Consider the following 15,767-nt stretch of genomic DNA (forward strand, 5'->3'; position numbering starts at 1 on the left):
TAAGCAGATCGAGCCGTGTATTCTCTCCGTTTGAATTTCTTCCTCACCCAAAATTCCTTCTAGACGGTCGAGCATGAAACTGAAGTCTTACAACGTGGCCGAATGTTTTTCGACGTTCGCGTTGCCACACATTCTTTACGTTGACCAGTTAGCTGATCGAGAAAAAGCTGTGATGATTTGCTGCTTGGGCTGGAACATTGCGCTCTTCGATTCGCTGGATCAACAAGAAGAACAGATTGGACGGCTATGGGAGCGGATTCATGCTGACAATCGCAAGGAGCCTTGGCCATGCTTGGAACAGGGATTCAAACAAGATTTGCGGGCAGTGGTCAGACAGAAGCGCCTGCTATTTCCGTGGCTACACAGCGCAATCAAGAGCGCCTATCTCGTGCGGGTCGATCAGCATGACGTATTGCAGGTGACCGCTAACAACAGCGACCACGAATTCAAAGTGGTTACGCACCCAGATCCAATGGGCTTGCCGAAAATCATCGAACAATTGCGCTTAATGCAGGAAAATACGCAGAAACAGGTTGACCTGGTTCGGCGTCTACGCAGTGTCCCTGAGGCGCTGGGGGACATAGCGATCACGAAAATGATCACAGCTTACTGTGTGCAGCGTGCTGATCTTTTAGGCTATCACCAGCTACTTTCTTTGTGGCGCGAAACTCAACCCGCCCCTAGCGTCAAACGGGTCATCGCTCACTGGCTGGGCGTTATTGCCGAAATTGACAAAACTTCGGAGGCAGTCATCCAGACTCTTGCTGGAGATCCGGACTACGCTAGTTGATCTGGTCTACTACGACTGGTGCGAGAAAGGATTCGCTAGTCCATGCGTACAAACGACCACCATCTGACCAACAAGCATTTTCCCCCTGCCTTCGGCGCGGCCAGCAGCGTGTTTGCGAATTGGAACGACCTTCAGCAAAAAACGACATTTGGGGCCATCCGGCCGAGGTAAGCCTCAGCCGGCGCAGTGACTAGCCCAAAATTGGCTTTCTCCAACACACGCAACGACCAACCTGGATTGCCGGACACGCTGAAATATCAGGTCAATCGATCCTCGTGATTAACGGCTGTGGTAGAGGGGATTCAATCCCAGATAGACGACGGCATTCGGCGCTGCAAAATCGGCCGGTGCAATTTTTGCGAATTCGAATGGGCGCCGACCGAAAGTGTCGAACTTCCATACGAAACTTTTTCCTTGAGCGACGAAACGAATAGTTTCGCCCTGATTCACATTGACGTACTTAGTCGAAGGATCGATTTGAATCTCCCGATCAACCAATGCATTGGACACGGACATTCCGTAAGGATCAGCGACTTGTGCAGTCGCTGGTGCGCTAAGGCCGACAAGCGATGCAAGCAGAACAATTGAGGCCGTAGCGGCAGCAAAGGTGACCTTCATGATGGGCTCCACAAAAAATTAATGAGCCTTCATTCTATGCACCCGAAGATTACCAGCTCGCGTCCGGGCCATTACGTTTATGTAATCGCCGCGTCTGATCTAGTTAGTCTTCGCCGTTCGGTAGTGCCACCAGGCGCAAGCGTTCCAACATCTTCTTGGCGACACCTTCATCCTGGACCTTTAGGGTAGAAACAGCGCTAAAAAAATGCTCCACAATCTGATATTCAAGGAAGGTGGCTCCCTTTGCATCGATAGTTTCCTGAACGTCTTCGCGGGAATGTACGGTCACTTTCAAGGTATGGAGACCGGGGGCCACCTGAAGCCTGGCAAAGGTCTGCGGGGCGAGTGCTGTGACGAGCTTGTCATCCAGGTACACCTTGGCCTGATGGGAGCGCTCTTGACTGTAAGGACGGCTAACGTAGACGTAATAAGACCCAGACGGAGCTGGTTTAAATTTTTTGACGACCATCTCGTTTTGTAGATCACTCATCGGCACCTCGGCACAACGACTGCTCTGCTGCATAATCGTGCAAGGCAGCGTGCTCTCTTTGTCCTCGTGAGTGGTAGCGCATGCGGCGACCAGTATCGCCACCCCGGTAACGGCGCATATGTTCCTGAACGCCTTGTTCCTATAGATAGTCATTATGCTTTCCTTTAAGTGTTATCTGCGCAACGACGCTGTTCATGCCGCCAAAAAACGGGGCAATGTTCTATCAATATAGCGCCGCGCTGACGGCAAATGAAATTGAAATTCACCATTACGGGAATGTAATTGGCGTGCAATGTCTCTGTGCGGAGAGCCTCTTTAAAATCCTCTTCAACGATCAAACATCAGTCCTACCTGAGGTTGGTCGACCGGCCCCCTTCAAGCGGGCTTTCTGAAATGATTTTAGGAGAAACGATATGATTACCACCTCTCGCGCATTTGCTTTTTCTTTGCTGGTACTTGCAGCGGGTGCGGCCTCTGCCCAGACTTACGCATCCGACACCAACCAGCGTGATGCGGCCAACGTTACGGCGCGCAACAACTACCCGGTTGTGCCGTTCACCAGCACCAAGACGCGCGCCGAAGTGATCGCTGAGTTGAAGCAGGCTCAAAACGCAGGGCTGATCACCAACGGCAACGATTATCCGATCGTTCGCCAAGCACCTTCGCAGAAATCGCGCGCGGACGTGAAGCGTGAATCGACAGAGGCCCGCAGCTCCACGACTTCTCTTTATCAAGGCGCTTAATCAGCCCTTTTTATGTTCGCTTAGGGCATCTCTCCCCTGATTTGCCACTGTCGCGCTTGTCGCTTCAGTGGCTTTTTTTACGTCCTGCACAATCCGCTTCCTTAGGCCACTGTACGAGGAAAGATCAGACTGAAACACGTCTTTCCCTGTTCTGATTTCACGGTTACATCGCCCTGATGGGCATGCATGATGGCCTTGGTAATGGATAGTCCCAGGCCAGCCGAATCCGTGTCGGCCTTCGTACGCGATTTATCTGCGCGGTAAAAACGCTCAAATAAATGTGGTAGATGCTCCGCTGGGATCTCGGGGCCGTCGTTTTCGACATGTACGATGACGTTGGTCGCAGACTTGCTAATCGACACAGCGATGCTTCCGGATGAAGGCGTGTAGCGCATTGCATTGGAGATCAAGTTGCTCAAAGCGCGGCGGACCATGAGACGATCCCCCTTGATTACCGCTTCTCCAGAAACCTGTAATCGCACTTCTTTCTCTTCAGCGAGTGCATCGTAGAAGTCGAAAAGTTCCGCCGTTTCTTCGTGCAGGCTCAGCGCCTCATGACTAGGCAGACTGATACCGTTCTCGGTCTGTGCCAAGAACAGCATGTCAGAAATGGTTCTCGCCAGTCGTTGCAACTCCTCTGCATTGGAGGAAAGCGTGTCCCGATAGGCCTCGTTCGTTCGCTGCTGGGTCAGTACCACGTCCGTTTGCGTGAGCAAGTTGGTGATGGGCGTGCGCAACTCGTGGGCAATATCAGTAGAAAACTCGGTGATGCGATTAAAGTCGCGTTGAAGACGCTCCAGCATCGCGTTTAGCTTGGCCGCAAGGTCAGCGATTTCGATGGGCAAGGTCTCCACGGGCATGCGTTCGCCAAAGTTATGCGAAGAGACCGCCTGCACCTTATCGGACATCGCTCGTAACGGTGCTAAGCCACGCCGGGCCGCCCACCAACTTAGCAAGACTACAATCAGCGCAGATCCTGTCACGTACAGCACCAAGGTGGTCTGAAAATTACGCATGAAGTGCTCATGGATTTCCGTATCGACGGCCACGACGATTTGCAGATCCTCGCCGCTTTTCTCGTCTTTCAAGTGAGCCTTGATTGCCTGGAACTCTTGGTGCCCACCATGTGCAATGGCAAAGAAACGGCCAGCCCTGACAGTGTGGGCGGCGGCTAAAATCTGCGTAGTAGCTTCTCCCAGCGTCGAGTAACGCGTCACTCCGTCTGGCGAGCCGATGTAGACATAAAAATCCGGATGATTATGAAGGGCCTCGCCGAAAGTGGAATTCACTTCTTGGGCACCCCGCTCCTGTACTACTTTTCGGATAAGCTGCAGCTCTTTTTCCAGGAGCTGCTCATCTTGTTCTGTGAAATGTTTAGCGACAGTGGAAGTAATGAGCAGGCCCAGGCCTACGAGCACGGCTGTCGAAGCCACGGCGAAGAGCCCTGCGAGCCGGAGGGTGAGGGAGCGTTGCCGTATCATGCCGAGCTTTCTGCGAGCTCCGGTGCATCCAAAATGTAGCCGACTCCTCGAACTGTCAAGATCAGCTTGAGATCAAAACCATCGTCGACCTTCGCCCTTAGGCGGCGAATCGCCACATCGATCACATTGGTGTCGCTGCTGAAATTGATGTCCCAGATCTGCGATGCAATCAAAGAGCGCGGTAATACTTCTCCACGGCGTCGCGCCAAGAACTCAAGCAGTGCGAATTCCTTACTAGTAAGGGCGAGTTTGCGGCCGCCTCTACTCGCGGTGCGTCGCGGGAGGTCGAGCACGAGATCAGCCACCGTCAAACGATCTTGTAGCAATACGCTGCTTCCCCGACGCAGCAAGGTACGCACCCTGGCCAGCAGCTCGGAAAAAGCGAACGGCTTGACGAGGTAGTCGTCGGCACCCATCTCCAGCCCCTTGACGCGGTCCGAAACGCTATCTCGGGCCGTCAGGAACAAAACGGGGACCGTCTTTTGGGCGTCACGAAGCGATTGCACGATGCGCCAGCCGTCCACGTCGGGCAGCATGACGTCCAGAATGACCAAGTCATATGGCTCGGTCATGGCCAAGTGGTAGCCGTCCAAGCCATTTTTTGCCAAATCAACAACGAACCCTGCTTCGGTCAGTCCGCGCTGGACGTACTCACCGGTTTTAGGCTCATCTTCAACCACAAGAAGTTTCATAGTATTAACATGTAGAACGACCACTACATGGTACGTCCAGTTCGGCAAAGTGATGCGATCATTACAGGAATGTAATGCACGAGTAATCCAACTGATCGCCAGCGCTACTTATCATCAGTGCCATATCCCCAATTCGGAGAGATTCATCCTATGTCGAACTCATCGTCCCCTCTGCACTCCCGCCGCCGATTTGTCAAAGGGCTGGCCGCTGGAGGCGTCCTTTTGGGGCTGTCGTCGCGTGCCATGCAAGCGGTGGCTCAGGCTGCTGAAACACCGGCGAGCCCCTCAGCGGCACCCGTTCTCACAGGTAAGGTGTTTGACCTAGTGATCGCTGAATCAGCTGTCAATTTCACAGGCAAGCAGTCCATCGCCACGACGATCAACGGCTCCCTGCCGGGCCCCACCTTGCGCTGGAAAGAAGGTGACATGATCACGATCAACGTCACCAACAAGCTGCGTGAACATACCTCGATTCACTGGCACGGCATTATTTTGCCGTTCCAAATGGATGGTGTACCGGGTATCAGCTTTGCAGGCATTGCTCCGGGAGAGACCTTTACCTACAAATTCAAGGTAAAGCAAAGCGGTACCTACTGGTATCACTCCCATTCGGGGATGCAAGAGCAGACCGGGGTATATGGCGCTATCGTCATCGATCCCGCTGATGCTGGCAAGAAACTGGCTGATCGGGAACATGTGCTCCTCTTCTCGGACTGGATGGATGAGAATCCGATGTCGGTTCTCTCCAAACTCAAAAAGCAAGGGGATATCTACAATCTGAACCGTGTGACGGCTGGGGATTTTGTCCGCGACGCACGCAAAGATGGCATGAAGGCGGCCATAGATAATCGCGCGATGTGGAATGAGATGCGCATGAATCCCACGGATTTGGGGGACTTGTCCGCAGCTGTTCTGACCTTCCTCGCTAACGGCGTCACGCCGGCAGGCAACTGGACCGCATTGTTCAAGCCCGGTGAGAAAGTCCGCCTGCGCTGTATCAACGGATCCGGCAATACCTTCTATGACGTACGTATTCCTGGATTGAAGTTGAAGGTGGTTCAAGTCGACGGCGTGGATATCGAGCCGATCAGCGTAGACGAATTCCGCTTCGGGCCGGGCGAAACCTGTGACGTGGTCGTTGAGCCTAAGGAAGATGCCTACACCGTGTTTGCGCAGACGATGGACCGTACCGGCTACGCTCGTGGCACGCTGACCACGCGCGCTGGGCTAACTGCCCCCGTGCCTGCAGTCGACAAGCCGGAGTGGCTCAGCATGGGTGACATGATGGGCGATATGTCATCCATGGGGGGAATGGATCACGGTGCCATGGGGCATATGAACCACGGTGCCATGGGCAACATGTCCTCGATGAACATGGACTCAATGTCCAGCATGGACAGCATGGATTCCATGGATAGCAATACGCCGATGCAGAACATGGATGGCGGCGCTCAACCCATGCAAGGTATGGACCACAGCCAGCACCAGATGGCTCCTGCCAATCCCTTGAAAGTACCGAGCAAGAAGGCCCGTCATGCTCGCACCGAATATGGCCCGAGTACCGATGCCCGTGTCGACACGGCGCGTACCAACCTGGACGATCCGGGCGTGGGCCTGCGTAACAATGGCCGCCGTGTACTGACGCTGGCCGACATGCACACCGTCGGCGGCCCGCTGGACAACCGCGGTCCGGAGCGGGAGGTTGAGCTTCATCTGACCGGCAACATGGAGCGCTACGCCTGGTCGCTTGATGGGCTTGAATTCGGTAAGTCGACACCGGTTCACTTCCGTTATGGAGAGCGCCTGCGGGTCATCCTCCATAACGACACGATGATGACGCACCCCATGCACTTACACGGGATGTGGAGCGAACTGGAGACGCCCAATGGCGAGTTTCTGGTGCGTCGACACACGATTCCGGTCCAGCCAGCTCAGCGAATCAGCTTCCTGGTCACGGCAGACGCCCTGGGCCGTTGGGCTTGGCACTGCCACCTCATGTTCCATATGGACATGGGCATGTTCCGCGAAGTCGTCGTCAGCTAACCAGGATCTGCACCGAAAGGCATACCCAGAATGACTCTTACCCGTTACTCAACTCAGATCCTCGTGCTGGCACTCGCATCGGCCGGCATGAATGCAGCGTGGGCGCAGTCTCACGAGGGCCACACAGCCGCACCGGGCAACTCGGCCACCCAGGCTGCCACCACCATGGACAGCATGGATTCGATGGACGGCGGTACCGCCAGTGCCGGCGGATCAATGGATCATGGAGCGATGAATCACGCCGGCATGAACCATGGTGGCATGGACATGGGGGGAATGGACATGGGCTCCAGTTCGACCGCGCCCGCTGACGCCCGTGATCCGAATGGCTATTCTAACGGCTACACCCTCAATACCGGACCCTATGCCCAGAAGGACACTAGCGCCTTGATGATGTCAGACATGCATTCCTTTGGGTCTTTCCTGGTAGACCGTCTGGAGCGCGTCCATACCCGCAATGGCAATTCGATTGCATACGATACCCAAGGCTGGATCGGGAACTCTTATGACAAGTTCTTCATCAAGGCCGAAGGCGATATCGAGCAAGGCCGCGTGGGCGACGCCCGGACCGAATTGCTGTGGAGCCATGCGATTACCCCCTATTGGGACACCCAGCTCGGCCTGCGTGTCGACGTAGGCAGCAACCGGCCCGGCCGTAATTGGTTAGCGTTCGGTGTGCAGGGCCTGGCCCCCTACTGGTTTGAAGTGGAAGCCACAGGCTACGTCGGCGAACAAGGTCGTACTGCCTTGCGGCTTGCCGCCGAGTATGAACTGCTACTGACCCAGCGCTGGATTCTTCAGCCCCGTGTCGAAGCTAACCTGTACGGTAAAGAAGATCCCGAACTGGGCATCGGACGGGGTCTGTCCAGTGCCGCCTACGGCGTCAGGTTGCGCTATGAAATTACTCGTCAATTTGCGCCCTATGTCGGCATCGAGCGCAACCAGAGTTTCGGCCGTACCGCCAGCTATGTACGTGGTGCCGGCGGAAATACGGGTGAAACCCGGCTGGTAGCCGGTGTACGTGTTTTATTCTAAGTCTCCACCTTTTTGTCCCTCCACAACACCTCCAAAGGAGAATCGCCATGTCCTACCAGTCTCTCTTCGCTAAAACAGCCGTCACCATCGCTGCAGCGGCTTTCGCTACGGCAGCCTTTGCTCACCCCAAACTGCTCGGCTCCACTCCGGAAGACAACTCGACCGGAAGCGCCCCTGAAAAAATTGAATTGCGCTTCTCCGAAAACCTCTCCAAACAGTTTTCCGGGGCCACGTTGCTGATGACCGGGATGCCTGGTATGAATCATGGCGGTTCGCCCATGAAGGTGGCGGCCAAGGTATCAGGTGCTGATGATCCGAAGACCATGGTCGTGACGCCGACCCAACCCTTGACCCCGGGTGTCTATAGCATCGAGTGGCGCGCGGTCTCTTCGGATACCCACCCGATCACCGGCAAGATCACTTTCACGGTGAAGTGAGCTGACGATGGATTGGATGACAGTTTTGGTGCGCTTTGCGCTGTATGTGGTCTTGATGCTCGTATTCGGCTTGCCGTTGTTTCAGCTACATGCTTTGCGTAAGCCTGAACGGTCATCCGTCCTTGCCAAGAAATTCGCTAACCTGGCCGTCGCTCTGGCTGTGGTCGGAATCATCTTATCGACCATCAGCATGGTGCTGATGGTCAAGGCGATGAGCGGGGCCGCGGATTTCAGCGCGATTGAAGAGCACATGATCGAAATGATGCTGACCGAGACGTCGTTCGGGATGGCATGGTGCCTGCGTATTGCAATGCTGGTCCTCTTCGTCGTGGCCGGACTATTCGTCTCCCGCGCTCATACCCTCAGGTTGTGTATCCTGAGCTTGGCTGGTGCCGTTGCCTTGGCGACCTTATCTTGGGGTGGCCATGGTGCGATGGATGAAGGTGTGCGCGGAGAGCTGCATTTAGCGGCCGACATTATTCATTTGCTGGCTGCAGGAGCCTGGGTTGGGGCTTTAGCCGTGTTCGTGCTCATGTTGGTATGGCGCTATGGAGATGGGCCGGCTGACATTGCGTTGCTAAGCCGTACGCTCAATGGTTTCGCTTTGATGGGAACAGTCATCGTTGGCTCGCTGCTGATCACCGGCGCAATCAACTATTGGCTCATCGTCGGTCCGACTTTCGCCGGGCTTCTGTCTTCGCAATATGGTCAGCTTCTGATCGCGAAGCTATTCTTGTTCGCGTTGATGCTCGCCTTGGCCGCCGCAAATAGATACCGACTCAGTCCCTTACTTGAGCGTGCTCACATCTCCGGTGAGCATCGTGAAGCAATTACCGCCCTTCAGAAGAGTCTTCTCTTTGAAACTGCCTGTGCTTTCCTGATTTTGGTGCTTGTCGCCTGGTTCGGAACCTTAGGGCCGATGACTGAATAAGCTATCTATCCATGCATTTCTCGGCGGGCGCGATGATAACAACATCCGCCCGTCAGCCAATTGAAATTCCCACTGACAGTCGAATGAAAAAGTTCTTCTCCGCGAGCCTGCTCTTTCTGACCTCTATTGCTGCGCACGCGGCTGGGGAAGCCATCACTGTGTACAAAGACCCAGACTGCGGCTGCTGCACGGCTTGGGCAGAACATATGAGCCAGGCCGGCTACCAGCTTCATGTCATTGACCGCAAAGAGATGCCTACGATCAAAAAGCGCCTTGGCGTGCCTGAAGCCCTTCAGTCCTGCCATACCTCTGTTGTAGAGGCAACTGGCCAGGTGATCGAAGGCCATGTCCCGGCGCCAGCGGTGGCCAAACTCATCACATCTCGATCGACAAAAGGCGTTGCAGTCCCAGGTATGCCCATCAACTCTCCTGGAATGGGAAAGATGGACGGCAAGCTGGTCACCGTGGACTTCACCGGCAAGGAGTTTCTGCGGAATTGATCCCGCAGCGTCGTTGGTTGCGTATTACCTCAACCGTGTCTCTAAGCATTTTGCTTTTTTTGACCTGTGTCATTCATCGCCCGCCGATGCTCATTAGACTTCCTATCGAGGATGGCATACCGCCAAACACGGCTGATTATGAGGAGCAACATCCGGAGCCGGCGTTAGCTGTGTCTCCGGCCAATGGGTTGTCGAGAGTGCCGCCATGGCGCAGATGGAAGGTCAGCTGAGAACCATGTGCGAAATGCACAGAAAACGATGAATCGGGCAACTCCTGAAGAACGTCGCTATCTGATGGCTAATCACATGAAAATGATCAAGCGCTGTACGGCAAAGATCCAAGGCGTGATGATGGACGCTATGGGAATGCTGCCGTCGAAGTAAATAGCTGTCGACGTGGCGGGCCGCCGCATGTGCCCGTCACATTACCTGATACGTATGCCTAACCCGGGAGAGCAGTATCTATGGATGAACATCACCACCATCACCATCGCAGCGCACTTGCTCCAGGCGATGGCGCGGATATGCCCCCTGAAAAGAACCAAACTGATCCGGTTTGCCACATGAAGGTCGTTGCCGATCCGAATCGCAGGATTGAGCACACTGGAAGGGATTTTTACTTCTGCAGTGACAACTGCATGGGAAAGTTCCGTACGAATCCGGATGCATTTGTCGGAGATCAATTAAAGCCTGAGGCGAGCACCGCGCCGGCTGACGGGGCTATCTATACCTGTCCCATGCACCCACAAGTCAGGCAAGCGTCGCCGGGAAATTGTCCCATCTGTGGGATGAGCCTGGAGCCGCTGCTACCATCAGAACAAGAAGAGGACAACCCTGAGCTGCGGGACTTCCAGCGCCGATTCTGGCTCACGTTGCCGTTGACGGTGCTTGTCACGGTACTGGCCATGGCCGGCGGCCGCCTATTCCCACATGGCCTGACCGGCCAAAGCTGGATAGAGCTCGCACTCGGTACGCCCGTGGTCTTGTATGCCGGCTGGCCGTTCCTGACCCGCGGTGTCAATTCGATTACCCGCCGCAGCCCCAATATGTGGACTCTGATCAGCACGGGCGTGGTAGCCGCTTATGGCTATAGTGTGATCGCAACCGTTTTCCCCGAACTGTTCCCCCGTGCCTTCATGGAACACGGGCGGATTGGGGTCTACTTCGAAGCCGCAGCCGTCATCATCTCACTGACCCTGCTGGGACAGATCCTGGAACTGCGGGCGCGCTCGCAGACCTCTGCCGCTATCAAATCACTGCTCGGCTTGGCACCTAAAACAGCGAGACGGATCGCTGCAGATGGAACGGAAGAAGATATCCCCCTGAGCAACGTTCATATTGGCGACCTGCTAAGGGTCCGCCCTGGCGAAAAAGTCGCTACTGACGGGGTGGTCGTGGAGGGAGAGAGCGCTATTGACGAGTCGATGTTGACTGGCGAACCGGTCCCCGTTACCAAGCGGCCAGGTGACAAGGTTATCGGGGCAACGATCAATGCCAGCGGAAGCCTGATCATCCGCTCCGAGAAGGTCGGGTCGCAGACCATGCTTTCGCAGATCGTTCAGATGGTTGCCCAAGCCCAGCGCTCGCGCGCCCCCATGCAGCGGTTGGCGGACGTCGTCGCCGGCTACTTTGTCGTGATCGTCGTCGGCATAGCCTTGCTGACGCTGCTTGGCTGGGGATTCTTTGGGCCACAACCCAGCTGGGTCTATGGCTTTGTCAACGCGGTTGCGGTCCTGATTATCGCTTGCCCGTGCGCGCTTGGCCTGGCCACACCCATGTCCATCATGGCCGCCACTGGCCGGGCCGCAACCCAAGGCATTCTGTTCCGAGACGCAGCGGCCATTGAGAGCATGAAAAAGCTCGATACGCTCATCGTCGACAAGACTGGCACGCTCACGGAAGGAAAGCCAGCATTTGACCGGATAATCGCCGCACCGGGCAGTCAAGAGACGGAGGTGTTGCAGCTGGCGGCAAGCCTCGATCAGGGAAGTGAGCATCCACTAGCGCACGCTATCGTTGCCGAGGCACGCCGACGCCAGCTTTCCTTGATGACACCCAGTAGCTTTGAATCTTCCAGTGGAATAGGTGTTCGAGGCGTAGTCAATGGGGCGCGGGTAGCGTTGGGCAATACCACGCTGATGGAATCGGAAGGCGCCTCTTCGAAACCGCTGCTGGCTGAAGCAGAAGCTTTACGTGCCGAAGGTGCCAGCGTGATGTATCTGGCGAGAAATGGCGTCCTTTTGGGCTTGCTAGCGGTCTCTGATCCCGTGAAGGAAACGACACGGGAGGCGCTGGCCAGTCTGAAAGAAGCCGGGCTGACGGTGGTCATGGCCACCGGTGATGGCACAACCACGGCGAAAGCAGTTGCCGGAAAGCTCGGCATCTCCGAGGTTTTCGGTGAGGTCAAGCCTCAAGACAAGCTCGCGCTCGTAGAACGTTTCCAGGCCGAAGGCAAGATCGTCGGGATGGCGGGCGATGGGATCAACGACGCTCCGGCGCTGGCCAAGGCAAATGTCGGCATCGCAATGGGAACCGGCACCGACGTGGCGATCAATAGCGCCCATGTCACCCTGGTGAAGGGCGACCTGCGCGCCATCGCGCGTGCGACGGAACTGTCCGTTGAAACGGTGCGCAACATGCGTCAGAACCTCGGCTTTGCATTCTTATATAACGCCTTAGGCATTCCCTTGGCTGCGGGCCTGCTTTATCCATTCACGGGGCAACTTCTGTCCCCGATGTTGGCCGCACTCGCGATGAGTTTGAGCTCGGTATCGGTGATCGCTAATGCCCTAAGGCTGCGTGGAACAACGCGCTAAGCATTTCCGTTGGGCAATCCCGGAAGTGGATGGTAAAAATCCGCTGGCAGGGCCTGTGTAATTCTCTCGCAACGGAGCTTTCCTTCTGCCGGTGCCGTAGATTGTGCTAATTAGTCCAACTAGGCCCTGCGTCGCGCTGATCTGGATAACACACCGGTCGTCCGGCTGAGCCACATGTCCGTGGCCGGTTCAAAAGGCGTCCTGACCCAATCAGCGCCTCATGAAAGCCAGTCCGGCGCTACGCCATCGATGAAACTGCTGGCGCACCCCGCATGTGCCTGATACCATACCCCCCTATATTATTAACTGAGGGGCCGGCCATGGGCCACACCGTTCGCGAAAAAACCAAATTACTCGCCCGAGTGCGCCGCATCCGCGGCCAGGTCGAAGCATTGGAGCGCGCTCTTGAAGCTGAGAAGGGCTGTGCCGAGGTGCTGCATCAAATCGCCGCCGTGCGAGGCGCGATTCAGGGCTTGATGGCTGAAGTCATTGAAGATCATGTCGACACGCACATCGCCAGCCCGGCGATCAGCGAAGCCGAACGCAGTCAGGGTGCCGACGAGTTGATCGATGTGCTGCGCACCTATCTCAAATAAGGAAATTGTCCATGAACCAACGACACAATCATCCACAGGGGCAAGACCTGTCGGACCAAACAAGGCAGAGAACCACCGCGCCCGAGGCTCACCATCATGGGCATCACCATGATCATGACCACGATGACGAACATCACCATGATCACGACCACGCCTTTGAGTGGCCCGAAATGCTCAGAATCGCAGTGGTCGCCTTGGCCGCGGCGGCAGTCTGGTTCAAACTATGGGAGCCGTTTCCTGCCGTTAGCCTGATCGGCCTGGTGGGGCTAGCTGTCGGCGGTTGGCCGATCTTCAAGGAGGCACTCGAAAATCTGGTCGCGCGGCGCATGACAATGGAGCTTTCCATGTCGATTGCTATTCTTGCCGCGGCCGCTATTTCAGAATTCTTCACCGCACTGGTTATCACCTTGTTCGTCTTGGTCGCCGAGGTGCTGGAGGGCATGACGGTCTCGCGCGGCCGGCGAGCAATTCGCGACCTGCTGGACTTTCTTCCGCGTGCAGTCTCAGTACGGCGTGCCGGCAGCGTCGCGGAAGTCGATGCCGATGCGCTCGCCGTCGGCGACGCTGTCTTGGTGAGTCCGGGCGGGCGCATTCCGGTAGATGGTACCGTGCTTGCTGGCCACTCATTTGTCGACCAGTCACGGATCACCGGGGAATCGCTGCCCATGGAGAAGACGGCTGGCAGCAGCGTTTTCGCTGGATCAATAAATCAATCAGGTGCGTTAGAGATTCGCGCGGAACGCATTGGCCGCGACACCAGTTTCGGGAAAATCATCGAGGCGGTGGAACAGGCAGAGCGCTCGCGCGCCCCGGTGCAGCGCCTCGCGGACCGATTGGCAGGCTATCTCGTCTACTTCGCGCTTGGTGCAGCAGTGCTCACCTGGCTTCTGACGCGTGATATCCGTTCGACGATCTCGGTGGTGATCGTTGCAGGTGCCTGCGGCATCGCGGCCGGCACCCCTCTGGCCATCCTTGGAGCGATCGGTCGTGCCGCACGTGCCGGCGCCATCGTCAAAGGCGGGCTTTTCCTGGAACAGTTGGGTCAAGTCAATACGGTGGTGTTAGATAAGACGGGGACCCTGACCTACGGACAGCCGGAAGTGCAGAGCCTGCTGCCAGCCGATGGCATCGCGCCGGAGGCGCTGCTCGACGCAGCAGCAGCAGCCGAGCTACGTTCAGAACATCCGCTGGGTAAGACGATCGTCGCCCATGCGCAGGCCACGGGGCGGATTATTCCTGAGCCGGAGCGCTTCGGCTACACGCCGGGACGAGGCATCGACGCGACCGTGGGTGGCCAGCGCGTGTTGGTGGGCAATCTCGCCCTCATGCGAGACAATGGAATTATGGTGCCGGAGGGCATGTTGGCAAGCCATCCGGAAGCCTCCGAAGTATTCGTCGCACGTGATCAGCAGTTCTTGGGAGCTATTGCGGTGGCGGACCGCGTACGCTCGGAAGCGCGTAAAGCAGTCGCGGCGATCCATGCTCTGGGTATCCGCACCGTCCTTCTCACTGGTGACACGAAGGTCGTCGCTGATGCGATGGCTGCACAGCTGGGTATGGTGGAAGTGGCCGCTGACATGCTGCCGGAGGACAAGCGCCGGTATGTGCAACGACTGGTGGGTGCTGGCCGCATCGTGGCGATGGTCGGCGATGGTGTCAACGACGCCCCGGCGCTGATCGAGGCACAAGTCGGGGTGGCCATGGGGTCTGGTACGGACGTGGCGCGAGAAAGCGCTGACGTGGTGCTGCTTGGCAATGACTTGGAAAAATTCGTCGACATGCTCGTGATCGCACGCCGCACCAGACGCATCATTTGGGCCAATTTTGCTGGCACGATTGGCGTAGATCTCCTGGGGATCGGTCTCGCAGCATTCGGTCTACTCAATCCGCTGGTCGCTGCGTTCATCCACGTCGCCTCCGAGCTGACGTTTATTCTGAACTCTGCGCGACTCTTGCCAGCCCGTGCAAAAGACGACGTTACTGTGGCGTCGCCAGAGCAAGAATGACCGGATACAGCCCATAAGACGTCATCTGCAACCCTTGCTGATTTACTAAATCCACGACTGTTCTGGCGAGGTTTGTGCCCAAAAAGAGCCAGTTCTGCAGGTAGCGGGAGCACGTTCAACGGATTGAATGTGCTCCCGATTTTTTTAGCCCAGGAACGGCAACTCGGTACGGTAGCCCCGTCCAAAAAGCTTCCATGTAGTTCGCACATCACTTTCTTTGAGCTCTACCTATGGCTGGAGCCGGCTGGTATTCACGAGCAGCGCATTGAAACAACTCTCCCCCGCATAACCAGTGTGGTTTCCCCCCAAGTGTTCCCGCTTTTCGCACTTCCCTTTTTAGCGCAGCTGCTTTAGCTACCGTGCGGCATCAGTAAGTTCCGCTTGCAGGTCCTACTGATCTCCGAGCGCCCCACCGGAAGCCTTCCGGCTCAACCGCAGCCGATCTTTTTTCTGAATGGTGATTTCCTTGTTCAGTTAGCGTAGCTCGACTTAGCATGCGCACCTACTTGAAAGGGCTGCCCCTCACCAGAAGCTTCCGAGCCACACCGGAGAGCATGTCTAATTACCGGTGCGGTGACCACTGCATCCG

The 15,767-nt window shown here is 56.4% G+C and carries 14 protein-coding genes; 10 read left to right on the plus strand and 4 right to left on the minus strand.

Features of this window, described 5'->3' with window-relative positions:
- Positions 1–73 precede the first annotated feature (73 nt).
- On the plus strand, positions 74–790 hold the full coding sequence (locus FYB76_RS20035) for a hypothetical protein (RefSeq protein WP_154134789.1): 717 nt from the start codon (positions 74–76) through the stop codon (positions 788–790).
- Between the two features lie 279 nt (positions 791–1,069).
- Here FYB76_RS20035 and FYB76_RS20040 read toward each other — a convergent pair whose 3' ends face one another.
- Together FYB76_RS20040 and FYB76_RS20045 are read right to left on the minus strand one after the other, a co-directional pair.
- Positions 1,070–1,408 (minus strand): CzcE family metal-binding protein, encoded by a 339-nt coding sequence (locus FYB76_RS20040; protein WP_154134790.1) that lies wholly within the window; start codon positions 1,406–1,408, stop codon positions 1,070–1,072.
- A 103-nt stretch (positions 1,409–1,511) separates the two neighbouring features.
- Positions 1,512–2,051, minus strand: a complete 540-nt coding sequence (locus tag FYB76_RS20045; RefSeq protein WP_154134791.1) for a hypothetical protein — start codon at positions 2,049–2,051, stop codon at positions 1,512–1,514.
- A gap of 260 nt (positions 2,052–2,311) precedes the next feature.
- Between FYB76_RS20045 and FYB76_RS20050 the strand changes: the two genes are divergently transcribed.
- Positions 2,312–2,641 carry a DUF4148 domain-containing protein gene (locus FYB76_RS20050; protein WP_154134792.1) on the plus strand — a complete coding sequence of 110 codons (330 nt, stop codon included), beginning with the start codon at positions 2,312–2,314 and terminating at the stop codon, positions 2,639–2,641.
- Positions 2,642–2,742: 101 nt separating this feature from the next.
- On the opposite strand, the gene FYB76_RS20055 is transcribed toward FYB76_RS20050, so the two are convergent.
- Positions 2,743–4,122 carry a heavy metal sensor histidine kinase gene (locus FYB76_RS20055; protein ID WP_154134793.1) on the minus strand — a complete coding sequence of 460 codons (1,380 nt, stop codon included), beginning with the start codon at positions 4,120–4,122 and terminating at the stop codon, positions 2,743–2,745.
- Complete coding sequence (locus tag FYB76_RS20060; protein ID WP_154134794.1) at positions 4,119–4,814, minus strand: heavy metal response regulator transcription factor; 696 nt, start codon at positions 4,812–4,814, stop codon at positions 4,119–4,121. Before FYB76_RS20060 ends, FYB76_RS20055 begins: the two co-directional genes overlap by 4 nt.
- 150 nt (positions 4,815–4,964) lie before the next feature.
- Between FYB76_RS20060 and FYB76_RS20065 the strand changes: the two genes are divergently transcribed.
- The 8 genes from FYB76_RS20065 (at position 4,965) to FYB76_RS20100 (ending at position 15,178) form a co-directional block, all read left to right on the plus strand.
- Positions 4,965–6,857, plus strand: coding sequence for a copper resistance system multicopper oxidase (locus FYB76_RS20065; RefSeq protein WP_154134795.1), 1,893 nt, complete (start codon positions 4,965–4,967; stop codon positions 6,855–6,857).
- Positions 6,858–6,887: 30 nt separating this feature from the next.
- Positions 6,888–7,892 (plus strand): copper resistance protein B, encoded by a 1,005-nt coding sequence (locus tag FYB76_RS20070; protein ID WP_229297040.1) that lies wholly within the window; start codon positions 6,888–6,890, stop codon positions 7,890–7,892.
- A gap of 47 nt (positions 7,893–7,939) precedes the next feature.
- Positions 7,940–8,329, plus strand: a complete 390-nt coding sequence (copC, locus tag FYB76_RS20075; protein WP_134222381.1) for a copper homeostasis periplasmic binding protein CopC — start codon at positions 7,940–7,942, stop codon at positions 8,327–8,329.
- Positions 8,330–8,336: 7 nt separating this feature from the next.
- Entirely contained in the window at positions 8,337–9,260 is a 924-nt protein-coding gene (copD, locus tag FYB76_RS20080) for a copper homeostasis membrane protein CopD (RefSeq protein WP_154134796.1), read from the plus strand.
- 83 nt (positions 9,261–9,343) lie between these two features.
- Positions 9,344–9,760: a DUF411 domain-containing protein gene (locus FYB76_RS20085; RefSeq protein WP_154134797.1), complete on the plus strand. Its 417-nt coding sequence runs from the start codon at positions 9,344–9,346 to the stop codon at positions 9,758–9,760.
- A gap of 464 nt (positions 9,761–10,224) precedes the next feature.
- Positions 10,225–12,576, plus strand: a complete 2,352-nt coding sequence (locus FYB76_RS20090) for a heavy metal translocating P-type ATPase (RefSeq protein ID WP_229297041.1) — start codon at positions 10,225–10,227, stop codon at positions 12,574–12,576.
- A 320-nt stretch (positions 12,577–12,896) separates the two neighbouring features.
- Positions 12,897–13,172, plus strand: a complete 276-nt coding sequence (locus FYB76_RS20095; RefSeq protein ID WP_154134798.1) for a metal/formaldehyde-sensitive transcriptional repressor — start codon at positions 12,897–12,899, stop codon at positions 13,170–13,172.
- Positions 13,173–13,183: 11 nt separating this feature from the next.
- Positions 13,184–15,178, plus strand: a complete 1,995-nt coding sequence (locus FYB76_RS20100; protein ID WP_154134799.1) for a cation-translocating P-type ATPase — start codon at positions 13,184–13,186, stop codon at positions 15,176–15,178.
- The last annotated feature ends 589 nt before the right edge of the window (positions 15,179–15,767 follow it).

The sequence above is a fragment of the Herbaspirillum sp. CAH-3 genome (assembly GCF_009668275.1).
GTDB lineage: Bacteria > Pseudomonadota > Gammaproteobacteria > Burkholderiales > Burkholderiaceae_D > Herbaspirillum > Herbaspirillum aquaticum.